Annotated in this window: 16 protein-coding genes; 13 read left to right on the top strand and 3 right to left on the bottom strand. The window is 68.6% G+C overall.

The genetic code is table 11. The features are described from left to right. Positions 1-152: 152 nt before the first annotated feature. Both PSR88_RS23020 and PSR88_RS23015 read left to right on the top strand, forming a co-directional pair. The gene (locus PSR88_RS23020; protein WP_011596902.1) at positions 153-1,691 is read left to right on the top strand and encodes an NCS1 family nucleobase:cation symporter-1; all 1,539 of its coding nucleotides are present in this window, start codon (positions 153-155) and stop codon (positions 1,689-1,691) included. A 10-nt stretch (positions 1,692-1,701) separates the two neighbouring features. Continuing rightward, entirely contained in the window at positions 1,702-2,430 is a 729-nt protein-coding gene (locus PSR88_RS23015; RefSeq protein WP_011596901.1) for an aspartate/glutamate racemase family protein, read from the top strand. Between the two features lie 3 nt (positions 2,431-2,433). Here the strand turns inward: PSR88_RS23015 and PSR88_RS23010 are convergent, their stop codons facing one another. After that, on the bottom strand, positions 2,434-2,997 hold the full coding sequence (locus tag PSR88_RS23010; protein WP_009477576.1) for a helix-turn-helix domain-containing protein: 564 nt from the start codon (positions 2,995-2,997) through the stop codon (positions 2,434-2,436). Between the two features lie 141 nt (positions 2,998-3,138). On the opposite strand from PSR88_RS23010, the gene PSR88_RS23005 reads away from it, so the two are divergent. From PSR88_RS23005 to PSR88_RS22955, 11 genes are all read left to right on the top strand, one after another. Beyond that, positions 3,139-4,521, top strand: a complete 1,383-nt coding sequence (locus PSR88_RS23005; RefSeq protein WP_016884093.1) for a nucleobase:cation symporter-2 family protein — start codon at positions 3,139-3,141, stop codon at positions 4,519-4,521. Next, on the top strand, positions 4,502-5,566 hold the full coding sequence (locus PSR88_RS23000; protein ID WP_016884094.1) for an isopenicillin N synthase family dioxygenase: 1,065 nt from the start codon (positions 4,502-4,504) through the stop codon (positions 5,564-5,566). Before PSR88_RS23005 ends, PSR88_RS23000 begins: the two co-directional genes overlap by 20 nt. After that, complete coding sequence (locus PSR88_RS22995) at positions 5,563-6,330, top strand: alpha/beta fold hydrolase (RefSeq protein ID WP_011596898.1); 768 nt, start codon at positions 5,563-5,565, stop codon at positions 6,328-6,330. The genes PSR88_RS23000 and PSR88_RS22995 overlap by 4 nt, the downstream gene beginning before the upstream one ends. A gap of 120 nt (positions 6,331-6,450) precedes the next feature. Then, entirely contained in the window at positions 6,451-7,770 is a 1,320-nt protein-coding gene (locus PSR88_RS22990) for an amidohydrolase family protein (RefSeq protein ID WP_016884095.1), read from the top strand. A 44-nt stretch (positions 7,771-7,814) separates the two neighbouring features. Further along, on the top strand, positions 7,815-8,327 hold the full coding sequence (gene uraD / locus PSR88_RS22985) for a 2-oxo-4-hydroxy-4-carboxy-5-ureidoimidazoline decarboxylase (protein ID WP_016884096.1): 513 nt from the start codon (positions 7,815-7,817) through the stop codon (positions 8,325-8,327). Further along, positions 8,327-8,656 carry a hydroxyisourate hydrolase gene (uraH, locus tag PSR88_RS22980; protein ID WP_009477569.1) on the top strand — a complete coding sequence of 110 codons (330 nt, stop codon included), beginning with the start codon at positions 8,327-8,329 and terminating at the stop codon, positions 8,654-8,656. Before uraD ends, uraH begins: the two co-directional genes overlap by 1 nt. Positions 8,657-8,659: 3 nt before the next feature. Continuing rightward, the gene (pucL, locus tag PSR88_RS22975; RefSeq protein WP_016884097.1) at positions 8,660-9,571 is read left to right on the top strand and encodes a factor-independent urate hydroxylase; all 912 of its coding nucleotides are present in this window, start codon (positions 8,660-8,662) and stop codon (positions 9,569-9,571) included. Next, on the top strand, positions 9,571-10,938 hold the full coding sequence (locus PSR88_RS22970; protein ID WP_016884098.1) for an 8-oxoguanine deaminase: 1,368 nt from the start codon (positions 9,571-9,573) through the stop codon (positions 10,936-10,938). The genes pucL and PSR88_RS22970 overlap by 1 nt, the downstream gene beginning before the upstream one ends. A 4-nt stretch (positions 10,939-10,942) precedes the next feature. Then, a complete protein-coding gene (locus PSR88_RS22965; protein WP_016884099.1) occupies positions 10,943-11,752 on the top strand; it encodes an FAD binding domain-containing protein in 810 nt (269 codons plus the stop codon). Further along, the gene (locus PSR88_RS22960; protein ID WP_016884100.1) at positions 11,749-14,460 is read left to right on the top strand and encodes a molybdopterin-dependent oxidoreductase; all 2,712 of its coding nucleotides are present in this window, start codon (positions 11,749-11,751) and stop codon (positions 14,458-14,460) included. Before PSR88_RS22965 ends, PSR88_RS22960 begins: the two co-directional genes overlap by 4 nt. Before the next feature lie 117 nt (positions 14,461-14,577). Continuing rightward, entirely contained in the window at positions 14,578-16,182 is a 1,605-nt protein-coding gene (locus tag PSR88_RS22955) for a transposase (RefSeq protein WP_342338459.1), read from the top strand. A gap of 105 nt (positions 16,183-16,287) precedes the next feature. On the opposite strand, the gene PSR88_RS22950 is transcribed toward PSR88_RS22955, so the two are convergent. Both PSR88_RS22950 and PSR88_RS22945 read right to left on the bottom strand, forming a co-directional pair. Continuing rightward, positions 16,288-16,752: an NUDIX domain-containing protein gene (locus PSR88_RS22950; RefSeq protein WP_011596890.1), complete on the bottom strand. Its 465-nt coding sequence runs from the start codon at positions 16,750-16,752 to the stop codon at positions 16,288-16,290. 9 nt (positions 16,753-16,761) lie between these two features. Beyond that, complete coding sequence (locus PSR88_RS22945) at positions 16,762-18,066, bottom strand: NAD(P)/FAD-dependent oxidoreductase (RefSeq protein ID WP_009477563.1); 1,305 nt, start codon at positions 18,064-18,066, stop codon at positions 16,762-16,764. Positions 18,067-18,151: the final 85 nt, after the last annotated feature.

Below are 18,151 nucleotides of genomic sequence, written 5' to 3'. Positions count from 1 at the left end.
ACACCGGCGCCCGGCGAGAATATATCTTCGCCGTCACAGGCAGGAAATATCCGAAAACTACTTTTGCTCCCAGCACTTCGGTGGTGTGCTTTTCACCGAGGCACCCCTTACGTCGACGCAGTCGTGTCCGTACTGCACCAGGGAGCAAAACGATGACTCAGACAGCGCCCTCCAACGAGGGGGAAACCGTCCCCGGTGCACACCTGGCCGGCGCCGGGCTGATCAAGCCCGGCTATCACCCGAGACTCACCAACGACGATCTCGCGCCGCTGAAGACGCAGTCGTGGTCTTCGTACAACATTTTCGCGTTCTGGATGTCCGACGTGCACAGCGTCGGCGGCTACGTCACCGCGGGCAGCCTGTTCGCGCTCGGGCTGACCAGCTGGCAGGTCCTCGTCGCCCTGGTGGTCGGCATCGCGATCGTCAACGTGTTCGCGAACCTGGTGGCCAAGCCCAGCCAGGTCACCGGTGTCCCCTACCCGGTCATGTGCCGCAGCGCCTTCGGTGTTCTGGGCGCCAACGTGCCTGCCATCATCCGTGGACTCATCGCGGTGGCCTGGTACGGAATCCAGACGTACCTGGCGTCGCATGCGTTCGTGATCCTCGGCCTGAAGATCTGGCCGGGTCTGGCGCCCTGGGCGGACGTGCACGAGCACGGATTCCTCGGACTGTCGGCGCTCGGCTGGGCCGGGTTCATGACGATGTGGGTGCTGCAGGCGCTGGTCTTCTGGCGCGGCATGGAGAGCATCCGCAAGTTCATCGACTTCTGCGGTCCCGCGGTCTACGTCGTGATGCTGATGCTCGCGATCTACCTGATCAGTGAGGCCGGATGGTCGAACATCAGCCTGAACCTCGGCGAGGTCAACTACACCGGCTGGTCCGCTGTGCCCGTGGTGCTGGGCGCGATCGCCCTTGTCGTGTCGTACTTCTCGGGCCCGATGCTCAACTTCGGCGACTTCTCCCGATACGGCAAGACGTTCGGCGCGGTCAAGCGCGGCAACTTCCTCGGTCTCCCGGTGAACTTCCTGTTCTTCTCGATCCTCACCGTCGTCACCGCCTCCGCGACCCTGCCCGTGTACGGCCGCCTGATCACCGATCCCGTCGAGACGGTCGCGCAGATGGACAACCTGTTCGCCGTCGTCCTCGGCCTCCTCACCTTCATCGTCGCCACCATCGGTATCAACATCGTCGCCAACTTCGTCTCTCCTGCCTTCGACTTCTCGCACGTCAGCCCGCAGCGCATCAGCTGGCGTACGGGCGGAATGATCGCCGCCGTCGGATCCGTCCTGATCACACCGTGGAACCTGTACAACAACCCCGAGGTGATCCACTACACGCTCGAGACGCTGGGAGCGTTCATCGGACCGCTGTTCGGAATCCTCATCGCGGACTACTACCTGGTGCGCAGGCAGCGGGTGATCCTGGACGACATGTTCACCATGTCCGAGAGCGGAACATACTGGTACAAGAAGGGTTACAACCCGGCTGCGATCATCTCCACCGTCGTCGGAGCTCTGGTCGCGATGATTCCCGTGATCCTCAAAGCCCAGCCGTTCGGACTCGACGTGTGGGGCATGGCGGGTGCGGCCCAGTACTCGTGGTTCCTCGGCATGGGTGTCGGATTCGTCTGCTACCTCGGGTTGTCCGCCGGTGCCCGTCGTGCGAATCGCACGGCCCCGATCGAAGCGTAGGTCGACGAACGTGCACATCAAGATCATCAATCCCAACACCACCCAGTCGATGACCGACAAGATCGGCGACTGCGCGCGCTCCGTCGCGGGGCCTGGGACGCTCGTCGAGGCGGTGAGCCCCCAGATGGGTCCGGCTTCGATCGAGAGTCATTACGACGAAGCACTCAGCGTCCCCGGCCTTCTCGAGGAGATCGCACGTGGTGAGGCGGCCGGGGTGGACGGGTACGTGATCGCCTGCTTCGGCGACCCCGGCCTCGACGCGGCCCGTGAACTGGCCTCCGGGCCCGTCCTCGGGATCGCCGAGGCGGCCATGCACGCCGCGAGTTTCCTCGGCCGCGGGTTCAGCGTCGTCACGACGCTGGGACGAACCCGGGGCCGGGCCTGGGAACTGGCCGAACGGTATGGGATGCAACGCTTCTGCCTCGGTGTGCACGCGTGCGAGATCGCCGTCCTCGACCTCGACCGCGATCCGGATGCGGTGAAGGTGATCACCGAGGCCTGCCGCTTCGCCCTCGACCGGGACGGTTCGGACGCGATCGTGCTGGGGTGCGCGGGCATGGCGGACCTGTGCGCCGTCATCTCGGCGGAGCTGGGGGTGCCGGTGGTCGACGGCGTGGCGGCGGCCACCCTCATGGTGCAGTCCCTCGTGACGCTCGGATTGCGGACCGGCGCGCGCGGAGAATTCGCGGCTCCCCTGCCCAAGAAGTACACCGGACTGCTCGAGGGTTTCGGCCGCTGACGGTCAGAAGGACGGCGGGGTGCTCGTGATGAGGAACCTCGCCGGTTCCGCGGCGTCGTTGAACCACCGGTGCGGCACGGTGGCCGGGTAGTACAGAGTGTCTCCCTTGTCGAGCACGTAACTCTCCTCGACGCCGACTTCCACGCGGACGCTGCCGTCGATGACGTAGATGAACTCCTCGCCGGCGTGTTCGGTGTGCTCGCCGGCCTGCGAACCCGGTTGCGCCGTCACCTCGTTCGGTTCCATCGCGCGCACCCCCGTGGAACAGAACCGGAGCACGGCTCCGTCCGACAGTGCGAAGCGTCTGCCCTCGCGGCTGCGCACCAGACTCGTCGGCGTGCGCGCACCTTGTTCGAGCAGGGCGTGCGCCGTGGTTCCCAGTACCTGGGCCACCCGGTGCAGATTCATGACGCTCGGCACCGAGTGGCCGTTCTCGGCCTGACTCAGGAACGGCTGCGACAGTCCCGTTTTGGCCGCCACGTCGCGCAGCGTCAGCCCCGCGTCATGCCGGGCCGATCTGATCGCGGTGCCGATGGCGACGGCCAGCAGGTGTTGATCCTCGTCCATGAGGCGAACGCTAGCACCGTGTTTCGCGGAATCCGCGACTGATAACACGGACGAAACGAAATTGACCCTGCTTAGTAAAGATTGGCGTGCTCAATAGAACGTGAACTCGAACGCTCCCTTCACTCGGACGGAGATCGACCCATGTCCTTCCACGCAGTCGACCAGCGCCTGCCCTTGGTGCGGCAGGCGGCCTTCGGTCTGCAGCACGTGCTCATCATGTACACCGGCTGCATCACCGTTCCGCTGGTCTTCGGGGCCGCAGTAGGACTCGACAAGTCCACCGTCGCGTTACTGATCAGCGCCGACCTTCTGATCGCCGGGATCATCACGATCATCCAGAGCCTCGGGGTGGGGAAGCTTGCGGGCGCACGGCTGCCGATCGTCTGTGGCGCGACGTTCGCCGGGCTGACTCCGATGATCCTCATCGCCAAGGAATACGGGCTGCAGGCGGTGTACGGCTCGATGCTCGCAGGCGGCGTCGTCGGACTCGCCCTCGCCGTACCCTTCGCGCGGCTGATCCGGTTCTTCCCACCGCTGGTCACCGGCGTCGTCCTCACCGTCGTCGGCATCTCCCTGATCGGCGTCGCCGCCGGTCTCGTCGTCGGAAACGATCCGACGGCAGCCACTTTCGCGGATCCCGGCAACATCATGCTCGCCGGGGTCGTCGTGCTCGTCGCGATCGCATTCCTGTGCCTCGGCCGCGGGATCTGGACCCAGCTCGGCGTGCTCCTCGCCCTCGTGATCGGCACGCTCGTCGCAATTCCGATGGGCCTGATCGACCTGGGCGGCGTCTCCGGCAGCCCCTGGTTCGGCATCACCGCGCCGTTCCACTTCGGGGCACCGGAGTTCCCGATCACGGCAGTGGTGGCGATGAGCATCGTGATGGCCGTGGTGTTCGCGGAGTCGACGGCGAGCATGCTGGCCCTCGGCGAGATCACCGGCAAGCCGCTCACCAAGGGCGACGTGGCTCGCGGACTCGTCGGCGATGCGCTGTCCGGCGTACTCGGCGGCATCTTCAACGCATTCGTCGACACGATCTTCACGCAGAACGTCGGAGCCGTCGCCACCACCCGCATCCACAGCCGGTACGTGACGGCTACCAGCGGTGCCATCCTGATCGTCCTCGGACTCGTCCCGAGGATGGGCACCGTCGTCGCGGCCCTGCCCGCCCCGGTCGTCGGCGGTGTCGGCATCATCCTGTTCTCGACGGTCGCCGTGGTGGGGATGAACACGCTCCGCAAGGTGGATCTCAGCGACCGGATCAACACCACCATCGTCGCGGTGTCGGTGGGCATCGGCCTGCTCCCCGAGTTCGCCGAGGGCATGTTCGAGCATTTCAACTCGTCCGCCCAGATCCTGCTCGGCAGCGGCATCACACTCGCCGCGATCTCCGCGTTCTCCCTGAACCTGCTGTTCAATCACACCCGGATCGGCGCCGCGGCCCGCGCCGCCTCCGCACCCGTCATCGCAGCCGACCCCGTTTCCCCGACCTCCGAGGAGCCGCATGTTGCCGCCCGTGCCTGAGCCGTTCGACGTCCCCGTGATCGACATCTCCTCGTACGTGACCGGCGGGTCCGACTCGGAACGCGCCCGGGTGGCGCGCGAGATCGACTCCGCTTGCGCCACAGTCGGATTCATCCAGATCCTCGGTCACGGCATCCCCGAACCGGTGATCGAGGGACTCGCCGGCGCCGTCGACGACTTCTTCGCGCTGCCCCTGGAGACGAAGAAGACGTATCGCGTGGAGGGCGCGAACCGCGGGTACAGCCCGCCGAAGAGCGAGTCGCTCAGCCTGAGCCTGGGCGTCGAATCGGCCACCCGGATGAACGACTTCTTCGAGGCCTACAACGTCGGGACGGAGGCCCGGTCGTTCCCGGACCTGAACCTTTCCGAGGCCGACTACGGACTGAACGTGTGGCCCGAGGTGCCCTCGTTCACCGACTCCGTCCAGGAGTACTACGCGCACGGCGAGCGCGTCGCCCACACCCTGACGCGGATCTTCGCCGACGCCCTCGGGCTCGATCCGGGTTTCTTCACCGCCCTGACCGACCATTCCATCGACGTCCTCCGCATGAACAACTACGCGCTGCCGGAAGGCAGTGTCACCCTGGACGGCGAGCTGACCGGCATGGGTGAGCACACCGACTTCGGACTGGTCACGGTGCTGTGGGCCGACCGGGTGGCCGGCCTGCAGGTTCTCGGGCGCGACGAGCGCTGGCACGATGTGAGTCCCGCGGAGGGCGCACTGCTCGTCAACCTCGGCGACCTCACCGCCCGGCTCACGAACGACCGGTGGATGTCGACGCTGCACCGGGTGACTCCGCCCGTCGTCGACGGAACGATCAAGCGCCGCCGATCGGCGGCGTTCTTCCACGACGGCAACGTCGACGCGGTGATCGCGACCCTGCCGGGACTGTGCGAACACTCCGACGACGGGTACGCGCCGGTGACGGTCCGTGAGCACATCGAGGCGAAACTGGCGGGTTCCCGTCACGGCAAGAAGAACACCGCCGCGGGGCGGGAGACCGAGCGGGTCCTCGCCGCCGCGGAACGGGCGGCCGCCCGGTGAATCGTGGGCACGTCGTATTGATTCACGGCGCGTGGGCGGGCAGCTGGGTGTGGGACACACTTCTGGAGCCGTTGCGCAACAGCGGGTACGAGCCGCACCCGCTCGATCTTCCCGGCGTGGGGAGCTGGCCGGACGGCGCGCGAACCGATCTGGACGACGTCGCGGATGTGGTGGTCGCACATATCGATTCGCTGGACGGGCCCGTGTTCGTGGTCGGCCACTCCGGAGGCGGCATCGTGGCCACCCAGGTGGCCGAACGCCTTCCGCACCGGATCTCGGGTATGGCGTACGTCGCCGGAATGATGCTGCCCTCGGGAAGCACTTTCGGCGACCTCTGCGGAGACCTGGGTCTACCGGAACCGGTCGGGATCTCGGCCTGGCTGGAGTCCACCCCCGACGGGTCCGGAACCGTCGTGCCGCCGGAAGCGGCGGCCGCCGTGTTCTTTCACGAGTCGTCGGCCGGTGCTGCAATTGCTGCTGCGCGAAAGCTGCTGCCGCAACTCGAGACTGCACGTCTGATGGCCCCGGCGTGGACGCCGGAGCGGTTCGGCTCCGTCCCCCGCCTGTACGTGGAGGCGACGCTCGACCGTTCGGTGCCGCTCGTGACGCAGCGTGCGATGCAGGCCCGGGTGCCGGGCGCGCAGGTGGTGACACTGGACAGCGATCACGCCCCGCAGCTGTCGGCGCGCGCGGCCCTGCTCACGGCACTCGTCGACTTCTGCGCCTCGGTCGGTCCGAGAACTGTTTCCGCACAGGAAATCTGATGGACACACGAGCCTCCTATATTTCGGAGCACGTTGCCCATGGCTGAAACGAGCAACGGGCGAACCCGTGTCCGGCGGGCGCGAACCAGCCGCACTCCCGAGAACCCATGGAGGATGCGGATGCATGCCGATCTGATTTCCGATGTCACCGTCTACTCGAACGGCAGCTGGCTGCCGCACCGCGACGTCCTGATCGCCGACGGTCTGATCACCGAGATCCGCCCGACCGCTCCGGCGCCGTCGGGGGCCACGGCCGTCGACGGGTCGGGTGCCTACCTGATCCCCGGATTCGTCAACACCCACACCCACCTGCAGCAGTCGTTGATGCGCGGCATCGGCGAGGGGCAGCCGCTGCTCAGCTGGCTGCTGACCGTGGGTGAGGAGTCCGCGGTCATCACCCCCGAGCGGGCGTATCTGGCCGCGGTCGCCGCAAGTCTCGACGCCCTGCGCAGCGGCACCACGGCGCTGGTCGAGCACATGTGGCCGCATCCGTCTCCGGACGTGCACGACGCGGTGCTGCGCGCCCTGGAGCACACCGGGGTGCGGGCGCTCCTCGGTCGCGGAGTCGCGGACCGGGCGGACGCAACGCGCAAGTGGGGCGTCGACCCGCGCCTCCTGCAGCCGCTGGCCGGGGTGCTCGAGCACACCGACCAGCTGGTCAAGCAGGCCGACGGCACACGCGTCACGGTCGGTCTGGCCGTCCCGAATCCCCGATCGCTGACGCCGGAGGGGATGGCAGCGGTGCGGCAGTTCGCCGGCGAACGCGACATGACCGTGTCGATCCACCTGCTGGAGACGCCCACCGACGACGTGATGTGCCGTGAGCATGCCGGCGCCGGCGCGGTCGACTATCTCGACACGAACGGGTTCCTGTGGGACCGGTTGCTCGCCGTGCACTGCTGCGAACTCGACGCCCACGGGCGCGAGGTGCTGGCCCGCTGCGGTGTGGCCGTCTCGTACAACCCGATGAGCAACATGCGACTCGGAAGCGGTGTCGCCCCCGTCCCGGAGATGCTCGCGGCGGGGATCGCGGTCGGGCTCGGCGTCGACGGCGCCGCCAGCAACGACACCCAGGACATGCTCGAAACGCTGCGCATGGGCGCCTACGTGCAGCGGGCCCACCGCAAGACGGCCGACCTGTTCGGATTCGACGCCATGATGGACCTCGCGACGAACGGCGCGAACGGGAATCTCGGTTTCGCGTCCCGCCCAGACGGTGTTTCCGTCGGTGGCCCAGCCGACCTGACCGTGATCCGCTTCGAGCGCGACTTCGGTTGCCTGCCGGTCCGCGATCCGGGCGCGACGCTGTTGACCACCGGGAGCCGGCAGATCGTCGACACCGTCCTGGTCGACGGCGAAGTACTGATCCGGGACGGGCACAGCACCAGGGTCGACGAAGCGGGGCTTATCGCCGAATTGACCGCCACCGGTGCGCCATAGTGGTAGCCAGAGGTACCGAAAAGGCGCACGAGCGAGGAGCCCTCATGACCGAACCGCACGGCCTGATCGCGTTCAACGCACTGAGCGACGCGCGGGCCGCCGATCTGCTCGTGCAGTGCTGCTCGTCGGCGGTGTGGGCGGAGCGGGTCGCCGCGGGCCGCCCGTTTCCGTCCGCCGACGCGCTGTACACCGCCGCCGACAACGTTCTCGGCGACCTGACGGAGTCCGAGATCGACGCGGCCCTGGCCGGCCACCCGAGGATCGGCGACCGGGCCGACAACCCGTCCTCCGCTCGCGAACAATCGGCGGTCGCCTCCGCCGACGACGACGTCCGCGCGCGCCTGCGGGCCGGGAACGAGGAGTACGAGCAGAAGTTCGGGCACGTCTACCTGGTGTGCGCGTCCGGCCGGTCGGCGCAGGAACTGCTCGACGTGCTGCGCGACCGCCTCGGCAACGACAGCGCGACGGAGCGCAAGATCCTGCGGACCGAACTGGCCGCCATCAACCGGATACGCCTCGAACGCCTTCTCGGCGAGATCGGAGACACCGAACACTGATGTCCAAGATCCTCAGCACCCATGTGCTCGACGCCACCGACGGCACACCCGCGGCCGGGATGTTCGTTCACCTGCTGTCACCTGAACGCGACGTCATCGCGAGCGCGTCGACCGATGCGGACGGCCGCATAGCCGAGATCGCTCCCGAGGGTCTGATCGCGGCCACCTATTCGCTGGTCTTCGAGACCGGCGAGTACTTCGCCGCCCGCGGCCAGGAGACGTTCTACCCGGAGGTCTCCGTCACGTTCGTCCTCGACGACCCGCAGCGCGGTTACCACGTCCCGTTGCTGTTGTCCCCCTACGCCTATTCCACCTACCGCGGGAGCTGAAGAATGACCGACCTCACCGGCGCCATCGTCCTGGGCGACCACCAGTACGGCAAAGCCGAGAACCGCATCGTGCGGATCTACCGCGACACCCCCCGGCACGAGATCCGGGACGTGAGCGTGTCGACCTGCCTGCGCGGCGACTTCTCGGCGGCGCATCTCGCCGGCGACCAGAGTTCGGTGCTGCCCACCGACACCCAGAAGCAGACGGCGTACTCCTACGCGAAGGAGAAGGGACTCGACTCCATCGAGGAGTACGGGCTCACGCTGGCACGGCACTTCGTGGACGACGTGGCCCCGGTCGAGGGCGCCCGCATCGAGATCGAGGAATACGCCTGGCAGCGCGCGGTGGTCGACGGAGCGGAGCACGACCACACCTGGGTGCGCAAGGGTGAGGAGGTGCGCACCGCGGCGATCACCGTCGACGGCGACGGCACGTGGGTGGTCGGCGGGCTGAAGGATCTGGTGATCCTCAAGTCCACGGGCAGCGAGTTCTTCGGATTCCTGAAGGACGAGTACACAATCCTCGAGGAGACCCACGACCGCGTGATGGCGACTTCGCTTGTCGTGCAATGGCGGTTCGTCACCACCGACGTGGACTGGAACGGTGTCTATGCCGGCATCAAGGAGCAGATCGTCGCGACGTTCGCGACCGTCCACTCGCTCGCACTCCAGCAGACGCTGTACGAGATCGGCAAGGCGATCCTCGAACGCTACCCCGTGCTCGCGGAAGTGCGCCTGTCCGCGCCGAACAAGCACCACTTCGCCCACGACCTCGCCCGCTTCGGTGTGGAGAACGACAACGAGGTCTTCCACGCCGCCGACCGCCCCTACGGCCTGATCCAGGCGACGGTGCAGCGGTCCGACGCTCCGGACGCCGGACCCGCCTGGTCGGCGTACGCGGGCTGGCTCAGCTGATGAACGCCGGCCCGGGCACCGTCGTCGTCTCCGGCGCGTACGTCGCCACTGTCGACGCGGCGGGCACCGAGTACCCGGACGGGTACGTCGTCGTGCGGGGCAACCGCATCGCCGACGTCGGTGCCGGCCGCGCGCCCGTGATCGACGGTGCGCGGGTGGTCGACGGGCGGGGTTGCCTGCTCACTCCCGGGCTGGTGAACACGCACCATCACCTGTACCAGTGGATCACCCGCGGGCTCGCCGCCGACGACACCCTGTTCGGCTGGCTGACCACCCTCTACCCGATCTGGGCGGGCATCGACGCCGACGCCGTCCGGACCGCCGCCACCGGCGGTCTCGCCTGGCTGGCGAAGCACGGGTGCACGACCACTACGGACCACCACTACGTCGTGCCACGCGACGGCGGCGACGTGTTCGGCGCCGAGATCGAGGCCGCGCAGACCGTCGGGCTCCGATTCCACCCCAGCCGAGGGTCGATGGACCTCGGCCACAGTCAGGGCGGGCTGCCACCGGATTCGGTGGTGGAGCGTCTCGAGGACGTTCTGAAGGGCACCCAGGACGTCATCGACCGCTGGCACGACCCGGCTCCCGACTCGATGCTGAGGATCGCGGTGGCCCCCTGCTCGCCGTTCTCCGTCACCGGCGACCTCCTGACCGAGGCCGCGGCCCTGGCCCGTTCGGCAGGCGTGCGGCTGCACACCCATCTCGCGGAAACCCTTGACGAGCAGGACTTCTGCCACGAGCGGTTCGGCTGCACCCCGGTGCAGTACATGGAGCAACTCGGCTGGGTGGGCCCCGACGTCTGGTACGCGCATGCCGTCCACCTGGACGACGTCGCGATCGCGGCGATGGCAGGCACCGGAACCGGGGCGGCCCACTGCCCCACGTCCAATGCCCGCCTCGGCGCCGGGATCGCCCGCGCCAAGGATCTCCACGCAGCGGGGGTTCCGCTGGGGCTCGGAGTCGACGGCGCCGCCAGCAACGAGGCGTGCAACATGCTCGAGGAGGCCCGGCACGCCGTGCTGTTCGCCCGGGCCCGCGGCGGCCCGGGCGAGATGACGGTGCGCACCGCCCTCGAACTCGCCACCCGCGGCGGGGCCCGGGTCCTCGGCAGGGAGGACGAACTCGGCTCCCTCGAGCCCGGCAAACTGGCCGATCTCGCACTGTGGCGGGTCGACACCCTCGCACATTCCGGCATCACCGACCCGGTGGCGGCGCTCGTACTCGGAGTCACACCGCCGCTGGAGTTGCTTCTGGTGAACGGGCGGGCCGTCGTCGAGCGTGGGAGAGTGATCACCGTGAACGAGGAGAACGTCGCCGCGGAGGTCGAGCAGGCCCACCGGGCCCTGGTGCGTAAGGCGGGGTGAGTCGATGGATCTGTCGTTCGTGACGGAACTCTCGGTGCCGCGCAGCCGTGACGACCTGCCGGCCCCGGAACCTGGAACGGCGTTCCTGGCGGGCGGAACCTGGCTGTATTCGGAACCCCAGCCGACGGTGACCCGATTGGTGGACCTGACCACCCTCGACTGGCCTGCGATCACTGTCCACGACGACGGACTCGAGCTCGCCGCGACGTGCACCATCGAGAACCTCTGCAACGCATCGCTTCCCGCCGAGTGGACGGCGACGAGCCTGTTCCGGCCGTGCGCCGAGTCCCTGGTCGCGTCGTGGAAGATCTGGCACACCGCGACCGTCGGCGGCAACCTCGCGCTGGCGCTCCCGGCCGGGGCCATGATCACGCTGTGCTGCGCGCTCGACGCCGAACTCCTGATCTGGACGGCCGACGGGGACGATCGCCGGGTTCCGGTCGACCGATTCGTCACCGATGCCGGTCGCACGGTGCTCGGAGCCGGTGACCTGATCCGCAGCATCCACCTCCCCGCCAGCGCGTTGCGGGGCCGCACGTCGCTGCGCAAGATCGCGTACTCGCCGCTCGGACGGTCCGGCGCGCTGCTGGCCGGACGGGTCGACGCGGACGGTTTCGCGCTGACCGTCACCGCGTCGACCGTCCGCCCGTTCGTCCTCCGCTTCCCCGCCGTTCCCGGCCCCGACGTGGTGAGCGAGTCCCTGTCGGAACGGATCTCCCCCGACGACTACCTGACCGACGCGCATGGCGCCGCGGACTGGCGGCGTCACGTCACGGGAGTACTCGCCGAGGAGATCAGGAGGGAGCTGGAATGAAGTTGACGGTCGACGGACAGTCGGTGGATGCCGACCCCCGGCCCGGTCAGTGCCTGCGCACCTTCCTGCGGGAACAGCAGCGGTTCGCGGTCAAGAAGGGCTGCGACGCCGGCGATTGCGGCGCCTGTTCCGTACTGCTCGACGGCGTCCCGGTGCACTCGTGTGTGGTGCCGGCGCACCGCGCCGAGAACCGCGAGGTGACCACTGCGGCCGGTCTCGGCAGTCCCGACCGACTCCACCCCGTGCAGCAGCAGTTCGTCGACGCGGCGGGCTTCCAGTGCGGGTTCTGTACACCCGGGATTGTCGTGACCGCGTCCGCGCTCGACTCCGGTCAACGCGCCGACCTGCCGCGCTCACTGAAGGGAAATCTGTGCCGCTGCACCGGCTATCGCGCCATTCGCGACGCTGTCGGCGGCGTGTGCACCACCGAATCGGACCGTGCCGGTGAGTCGTTCGGCCGGTCCATTCCCGCGCCCGCAGCCGCCCGGGTGGTGTGCGGCGCCGAGCCCTACACACTCGACCTGGCCCTCGAGGGTCTGACGCACATCCAGATACTCGGCAGCCCGCATGCGCACGCCCGCATCACCCGACTCGACACGTCCGCCGCGGAGAGGCTGCCCGGCGTCCACGCGGTGCTCACCCACCGCGACAGTCCCGACGTCGCCTTCTCCACGGCCCGCCACGAGTTCCGCACCGACGACCCCGACGACACCTACGTGTTCGACACGATCCTCCGGTTCCGGGGGCAACGGGTCGCGGCCGTCGTGGCCGACTCCGTCGACATCGCCCGGCGTGCAGTGGAACTGATCGACGTGGAGTACGAAGTACTGGAAGCGGTCTTCGATCCCGACCTGGCACGCCGTCCCGGTGCCCCCCTGCTGCACGGTGACAAGGGCGCCGATTCCCGGATCGCGGACCCGGCACGGAACCTGGTGGCGGAAGTCCACGGCGAAGTCGGCGACCTCGCTGCCGGGCTCGCGGCGGCGCGGGACACGGGTGCCGTGGTGGAGGGCACGTGGCAGACGCAACGCGTGCAGCACGCGCATCTCGAAACCCACTCGGCCATCGGCTGGCTCGACTCCGACGGGCGTCTCACCCTCCGCAGCAGCACCCAGGTGCCCTTCCTCGTCCGCGACGAACTCGCCCACCTGTTCTCGCGCGACCGCTCACAGGTCCGGGTGTTCACCGCCCGCATCGGGGGCGGCTTCGGCGCCAAACAGGAAATGCTGGTCGAGGATCTCGTCGCCCTCGCCGTTCTGCGTACCGGCAGACCGGTCCAGTACGAGTTCACCCGCTCCGACCAGTTCACGATCGCCCCGTGCCGGCATCCCATGCGGGTCTCGGTGAAGGTCGGCGCCGACGGCGACGGAAAGCTGACGGCGCTCGCCGTCGACGTGCTCTCGGACGCCGGTGCGTACGGCAATCATTCGGTGGGCGTGATGTTCCACGGCTGCAGCGAATCCGTTGCCCTGTACCGGTCGCCGAACAAGCGGGTGGACGCCCAGGCCGTCTACACCAACAACCTGCCGTCCGGGGCGTTCCGCGGCTACGGTCTGGGCCAGGTCATCTTCGCGGTGGAATCCGCGCTCGATCAGCTGGCGACGCAGCTGGGCATCGATCCGTTCGAACTGCGCCGCCGCAACGTGGTCGTTCCGGGTGACGATTTCGTCGACGCCGAGGTGGAGCACGGCGACCTCACATACGGCAGTTACGGACTCGATCAATGCCTCGACCTGGCGGAGGCCGCGCTGCGCCGCGGCAACGACGTGCGCCCGCCGGACGGCCCGCAGTGGCGGGTCGGTGAGGGCATGGCGGCGTCGATGATCGCGACCATTCCACCGCGGGGGCACTTCGCGGACGTGTCCTGCACTCTCGTCGAAGGTGGCCGGTACGAACTGCGGGTGGGCACCGCGGAGTTCGGCAACGGCACCACCACCGTCCACGCCCAGCTCGCCGCGTCCGCGTTGGGCACCACCGCCGACCGGATCAGCGTGCTGCAGTCCGACACCGACGTCGCCGGGCACGACACCGGCGCGTTCGGTTCGGCAGGCACGGTGGTCGCCGGGAAGGCGGTGCATCTTGCGGGAACCCGGTTACGGGAGCAGCTGTTCGAGGTTGCTCGCCGCGTCGCGGGTGCGACCGAGGACGCCGACTGCGCGCTGACACCCGAGGCCGTCGAGGTGGCTGGGCGGGTCGTCGAACTCGACAAGCTGGTGCCCGAGGGACCGATCCGCGCCGAGGGCAGGCACGATGGCACCCCCCGCTCGGTGGTGTTCAACGTGCACGCGTTCCGGGTGGCCGTCGACACCGTCACCGGGGAGGTCCGCATCCTGCAGTCCATCCAGGCGGCGGATGCGGGTACGGTCCTCAACCCGCAGCAGTGCCGCGGGCAGGTCGAGGGCGGCGTCGCGCAGGCGATCGGCAGCGCACTGTACGAGGAGATCCTGCTCGACGGCGCCGGGACGGTGCTCAACCCGCAGCTCCGGAATTATCACCTCCCGCAGCTCGTGGACGTGCCGGACACCGAGGTCTACTTCGCGGACACCTACGACGAACTGGGCCCGCACGGCGCCAAGTCGATGAGCGAGTCCCCGTACAACCCGGTGGCCCCTGCCCTGGCCAATGCGATCGCGGACGCCACCGGCGCCCGGCTCCGTCGGATCCCGATGACCCCCGCCGCCGTCTGGCGTGCGCTCCCGCGCCCGTGAGTACTTATTAACGTCCGGGGGGCTGTTTCAAATTTCCGGGTCGGGGTGTCCGCGTGCCGCGGCGCCCCGACCTGATGTTTCTTGGATAATGTGTTGGTGGCCAAGGGGTATCGACCGGTGAATCGTGATCAGCAGTTTTTGTTGCCACCGGACATGCGGGAGTGGGTGCCGCCCACGCATCCGGTGTGGACGGTGATCGAGATCGTCGACACCCATCTCGACACCAGCGCCTTTCACGGCTCTCGCCGCACCGGAGGCGCCGGGCGCGCCGGGTACGACCCGGACATGCTGGTGACCCTGCTGATCTGGGCGTGGTCGCGGGGGATGCGGTCGTCGCGGCAGATCGAGCGGGCCTGCTCGGAGGTGGTGTCCTACCGGGTGATCTGCGCCGGCGACACCCCCGATCACGTGACGATCTCACGGTTCCGCAAGGACAACCACACCGCCTGCGAGGACCTGTTCACACAGGTACTGATGCTGGCCGCACGGTTGGGTCTGGGCCGGCTCGAGACGATCGCGTTGGACGGGGTGAAGATCGCCTCGAACGCATCGAAGGACGCCAACCGCACCGAGGACGGGCTGCGCCGGGCAGCCGAGGCCGAGGCCGCGCGGATCGCCGCCGCCGCGGCGGCCGCGCACGCCGCCGGTGACGCCGCCGAGGACGACCTCTACGGCGAGGACGATCCGGGCCCGGGACAGGTGCCGGCGGAGTTGGCCGATCCCAGCACCCGCTCGGCACGCATCGCCGAGGCGTTGGCACAGCTCGACGCGCAGAAGCAGGCCGAACAGTCCGAGCGGGACGGGAAGGCACAGGACTACCTGGCCCGGCTCGACGCGGGTGAGACGGTGATGGGCCGGGTGCCGGTCGGGGCCGAGGTCGCCGCCGCCGAGCGGCGTCTGGCCGAGGCGGTCGCCGCCCAGCAGTCGGTGATCGAGCGGTTCCGGGGGCGCACCGCGTCAGGGGGCGGGGGCACCCGGTTCGCACCGAAGCCGGTCGACGAGCACCACCTGGTCCGGCGCCGGCGCACCGAACTCGACACCGCCCTCCGCAAACAGGGTGAGCGCGCCGCCGCCGCCGGGCAGCGGCGCCGCAACACCACCGACCCCGACTCGCGGTTGCAGCCGCTGCGCGGCGGCGGCTGGGTGCAGGGCTACAACTGCCAGGCCTTCACCAGCGAGGACGGGTTGATCCTGGCCACCGGGGTCGGGACCGGCCCGGCGGACTACGACTATTTCCCCGAGATGGTCGACAAGGCCGGGGCGGCCGCGCACCTGATCGACGCCACCCGACGTGGGAAGGAACCGACCGGCACGAGCCCGGAGGAGCTGATCGGGGTGATGCTCTTCGACGCCGGCTACTGCTCCCGCGAGAACCTCACCGCGCCGGGCCCGGACCGGTTGATCGCCACCGGCAAATCCCGTCACCTCGAGGCCGCCGCCACCGCTGATCCGGTCACCGGACCGCCACCGCCGCAAGCGGATCCGATCCAGGCCATGACCCACCGGCTGCGCACCGAGGCCGGTATCGCCACCTACCGCAAACGCTCACCCATCGCCGAAACCGTGTTCGGGCACGCCAAACACAACCTCGGATTCCGCCGCTTCACCAGCCGCGGCCTCGACCGCGCCCGCAGCGAATGGGCGTTCCACGCCACCGTGCACAACCTCGGCAAGATCCTCACCCACCTGACCGCAGGCACCCCGCTCCCGGCCACCCCCTGACCCGGCGGGGGCCACCCCGCACCGGCACCCACCGCGGCACGAGACACCCGCACCCGGACCGCCCTCACTCAATTCCGCAACAGCCCCCCCGCGGTTAATAAGTACTCACGGGCGGCGAAGGCGCAAGGCCTGGATTATCGGACGCTGCCCCTTGACCAGTTTCGTCTCGGCCACATCCGCCGGGAACCAGCGGGCGTCGTCGACCTCGGGGAACTGTTGACGCTTCCCCGACCGCGGCGGCCACTCCAGTTCGAACGTGTTGCTCTCGACGAACGTGACGTCCTCGCTCACCTCCGCCGCGTAGACGGTGATCAGCTTGCGTGAGGGTTGCCGGAATTCGCCGAGCAGCTCGTACTCGACGGCCGGCGGCGGCGCGCCGATCTCTTCCTCGAACTCGCGCAGTGCGGCCGCGTAGGGATCCTCGCCCTCGACGTATTCGCCCTTGGGGATCGACCACGCGGCCTCGTCCTTGCGCGCCCAGAACGGGCCACCCATGTGCACGATCCACAACTGGAGCACCCCCGCATCGTCGGTGCGATACAGGAGTACTCCAGCGCTGGTGACGGTCATGGACCCAGGCTAGGCCGCGGCGTCCTCCCGCTGCTCGCGCAGCTCGGCAGGTTCGATTTCCTGGGCGTAGTGGAAGTGCGGGCGCCGGTGTCCGAGGAACGAACCGCACCACGACATCACCGCGACGTACCGGTTGCGGAATCCGACCAGGTAGACGAGGTGCACGGCGAGCCACAGGAACCAGGCGAGCACACCGGTCAGCTCGATCTTGCCCACGCGGGTGATCGCACGGAACCGGTTGATGATCGCCATGCTGCCCTTGTCGCGGTACGTGAACGGCGTACCGAGGGCGCGTTTCCCGGTGATGATGGCCGCGACGTGCCGCCCACCCTGCATCGCGAACGGCGACTGCGCGGGCAGGTTGTTCAGCGACGCCATGTCGCCGATCGCGTAGATGTCGTCGTAGCGACCCACCGTGAGGTCCTCGTCGACCAGCAGACGGCCGCCGCGGCCGGTCTCGCAGCCGGTCCGTTCCGCGAGCACCGCAGCGAAGTCGTTGGCCTGGATGCCTGCCGACCAGATGATCGTGTCCGCCGTGAGGCGCTTCTCGAAGCCGGTGCTCGGCGACGACAGGGTGGCGCCGTGTTCGTCGATGTCGGTCACCATCGTGCCCAGCACCACCTCGACACCGGCCCGTTCGAGCGAGTCCTGGGTGTACTTGCTGAGCTTGCCGCCGAACACGGGCAGCGTCTCCCCCGCACCCTCGACGAGGGTGACGGTGACGTCTTCGGACGTGATGTCGCGGAGCGACTTCTCGAAGTAGCGGCCCGCCAGTTCCTTGATCTGACCTGCCAGTTCGACACCGGTCGGACCGGCACCGATCACGATGAAGTGCAGCAGGTCGCGGCGACGCTCCGGGTCGGAGGTGGTGTGCGCCTCCTCGAAGCAGCGGACGATCTGCCTGCGCAGCCGGTCGGCGTCGGCGACCGTCTTGAGCGCGTACGTGACCTCGGCGAACTCGTCGTGGCCGAAGTAGGCCTGCCGGGCGCCGGTCGCGGCGATCAGGCTGTCGTAGCCGATCGTGTGGCTGACCCCGCCGGCCTCGTAGACGACCTCTTTCTTGTCCGGGTCGACGTCGACGACGCGTCCGAGCCGGACGTCGCCGCTGGGGTACTTGGCGAGGATCGCGCGGATGGACGGGGCGATCTCGCCGGGCGAGATGACACCGGTGGCGACCTGGTACAGAAGGGGCTGGAACAGATGCTCGGTGGTCTCGGAAATCAGCACGAACGGCGTGCCTGCCTTGCCGAGCTTCTTCGCCGCCGCGAGGGCGCCGAATCCCGATCCCACGATGACGACCTGTGTGCGATCCACCGAAAACCTCCTACTGCTTCTGGCGTCTACTTAGCGCCGCGTATGAGCTCCACATTAGGGATCGCCCGTGGTTAATCGCCAGTAA

Origin of the sequence: Rhodococcus sp. DK176, assembly GCF_038447315.2 — a bacterium.
GTDB classification, from domain to species: Bacteria; Actinomycetota; Actinomycetes; order Mycobacteriales; family Mycobacteriaceae; genus Rhodococcus_F; species Rhodococcus_F jostii_A.
Note: the sequence above shows the minus strand (reverse complement) of the source record. Positions and strands in the feature narration are given on the sequence as shown.

Excerpts from the sequence above, each read along its gene's own strand:
- PSR88_RS23020 (WP_011596902.1), top strand. The coding sequence starts at position 153 with ATGACTCAGACAGCGCCCTCCAACGAGGGGGAAACCGTCCCCGGTGCA.
- PSR88_RS23010 (WP_009477576.1), bottom strand. The coding sequence starts at position 2,997 with ATGGACGAGGATCAACACCTGCTGGCCGTCGCCATCGGCACCGCGATC.
- PSR88_RS23005 (WP_016884093.1), top strand. The coding sequence starts at position 3,139 with ATGTCCTTCCACGCAGTCGACCAGCGCCTGCCCTTGGTGCGGCAGGCG.
- PSR88_RS23000 (WP_016884094.1), top strand. The coding sequence starts at position 4,502 with ATGTTGCCGCCCGTGCCTGAGCCGTTCGACGTCCCCGTGATCGACATC.
- PSR88_RS22990 (WP_016884095.1), top strand. The coding sequence starts at position 6,451 with ATGCATGCCGATCTGATTTCCGATGTCACCGTCTACTCGAACGGCAGC.
- uraD (WP_016884096.1), top strand. The coding sequence starts at position 7,815 with ATGACCGAACCGCACGGCCTGATCGCGTTCAACGCACTGAGCGACGCG.
- uraH (WP_009477569.1), top strand. The coding sequence starts at position 8,327 with ATGTCCAAGATCCTCAGCACCCATGTGCTCGACGCCACCGACGGCACA.
- pucL (WP_016884097.1), top strand. The coding sequence starts at position 8,660 with ATGACCGACCTCACCGGCGCCATCGTCCTGGGCGACCACCAGTACGGC.
- PSR88_RS22970 (WP_016884098.1), top strand. The coding sequence starts at position 9,571 with ATGAACGCCGGCCCGGGCACCGTCGTCGTCTCCGGCGCGTACGTCGCC.
- PSR88_RS22965 (WP_016884099.1), top strand. The coding sequence starts at position 10,943 with ATGGATCTGTCGTTCGTGACGGAACTCTCGGTGCCGCGCAGCCGTGAC.
- PSR88_RS22960 (WP_016884100.1), top strand. The coding sequence starts at position 11,749 with ATGAAGTTGACGGTCGACGGACAGTCGGTGGATGCCGACCCCCGGCCC.
- PSR88_RS22950 (WP_011596890.1), bottom strand. The coding sequence starts at position 16,752 with ATGACCGTCACCAGCGCTGGAGTACTCCTGTATCGCACCGACGATGCG.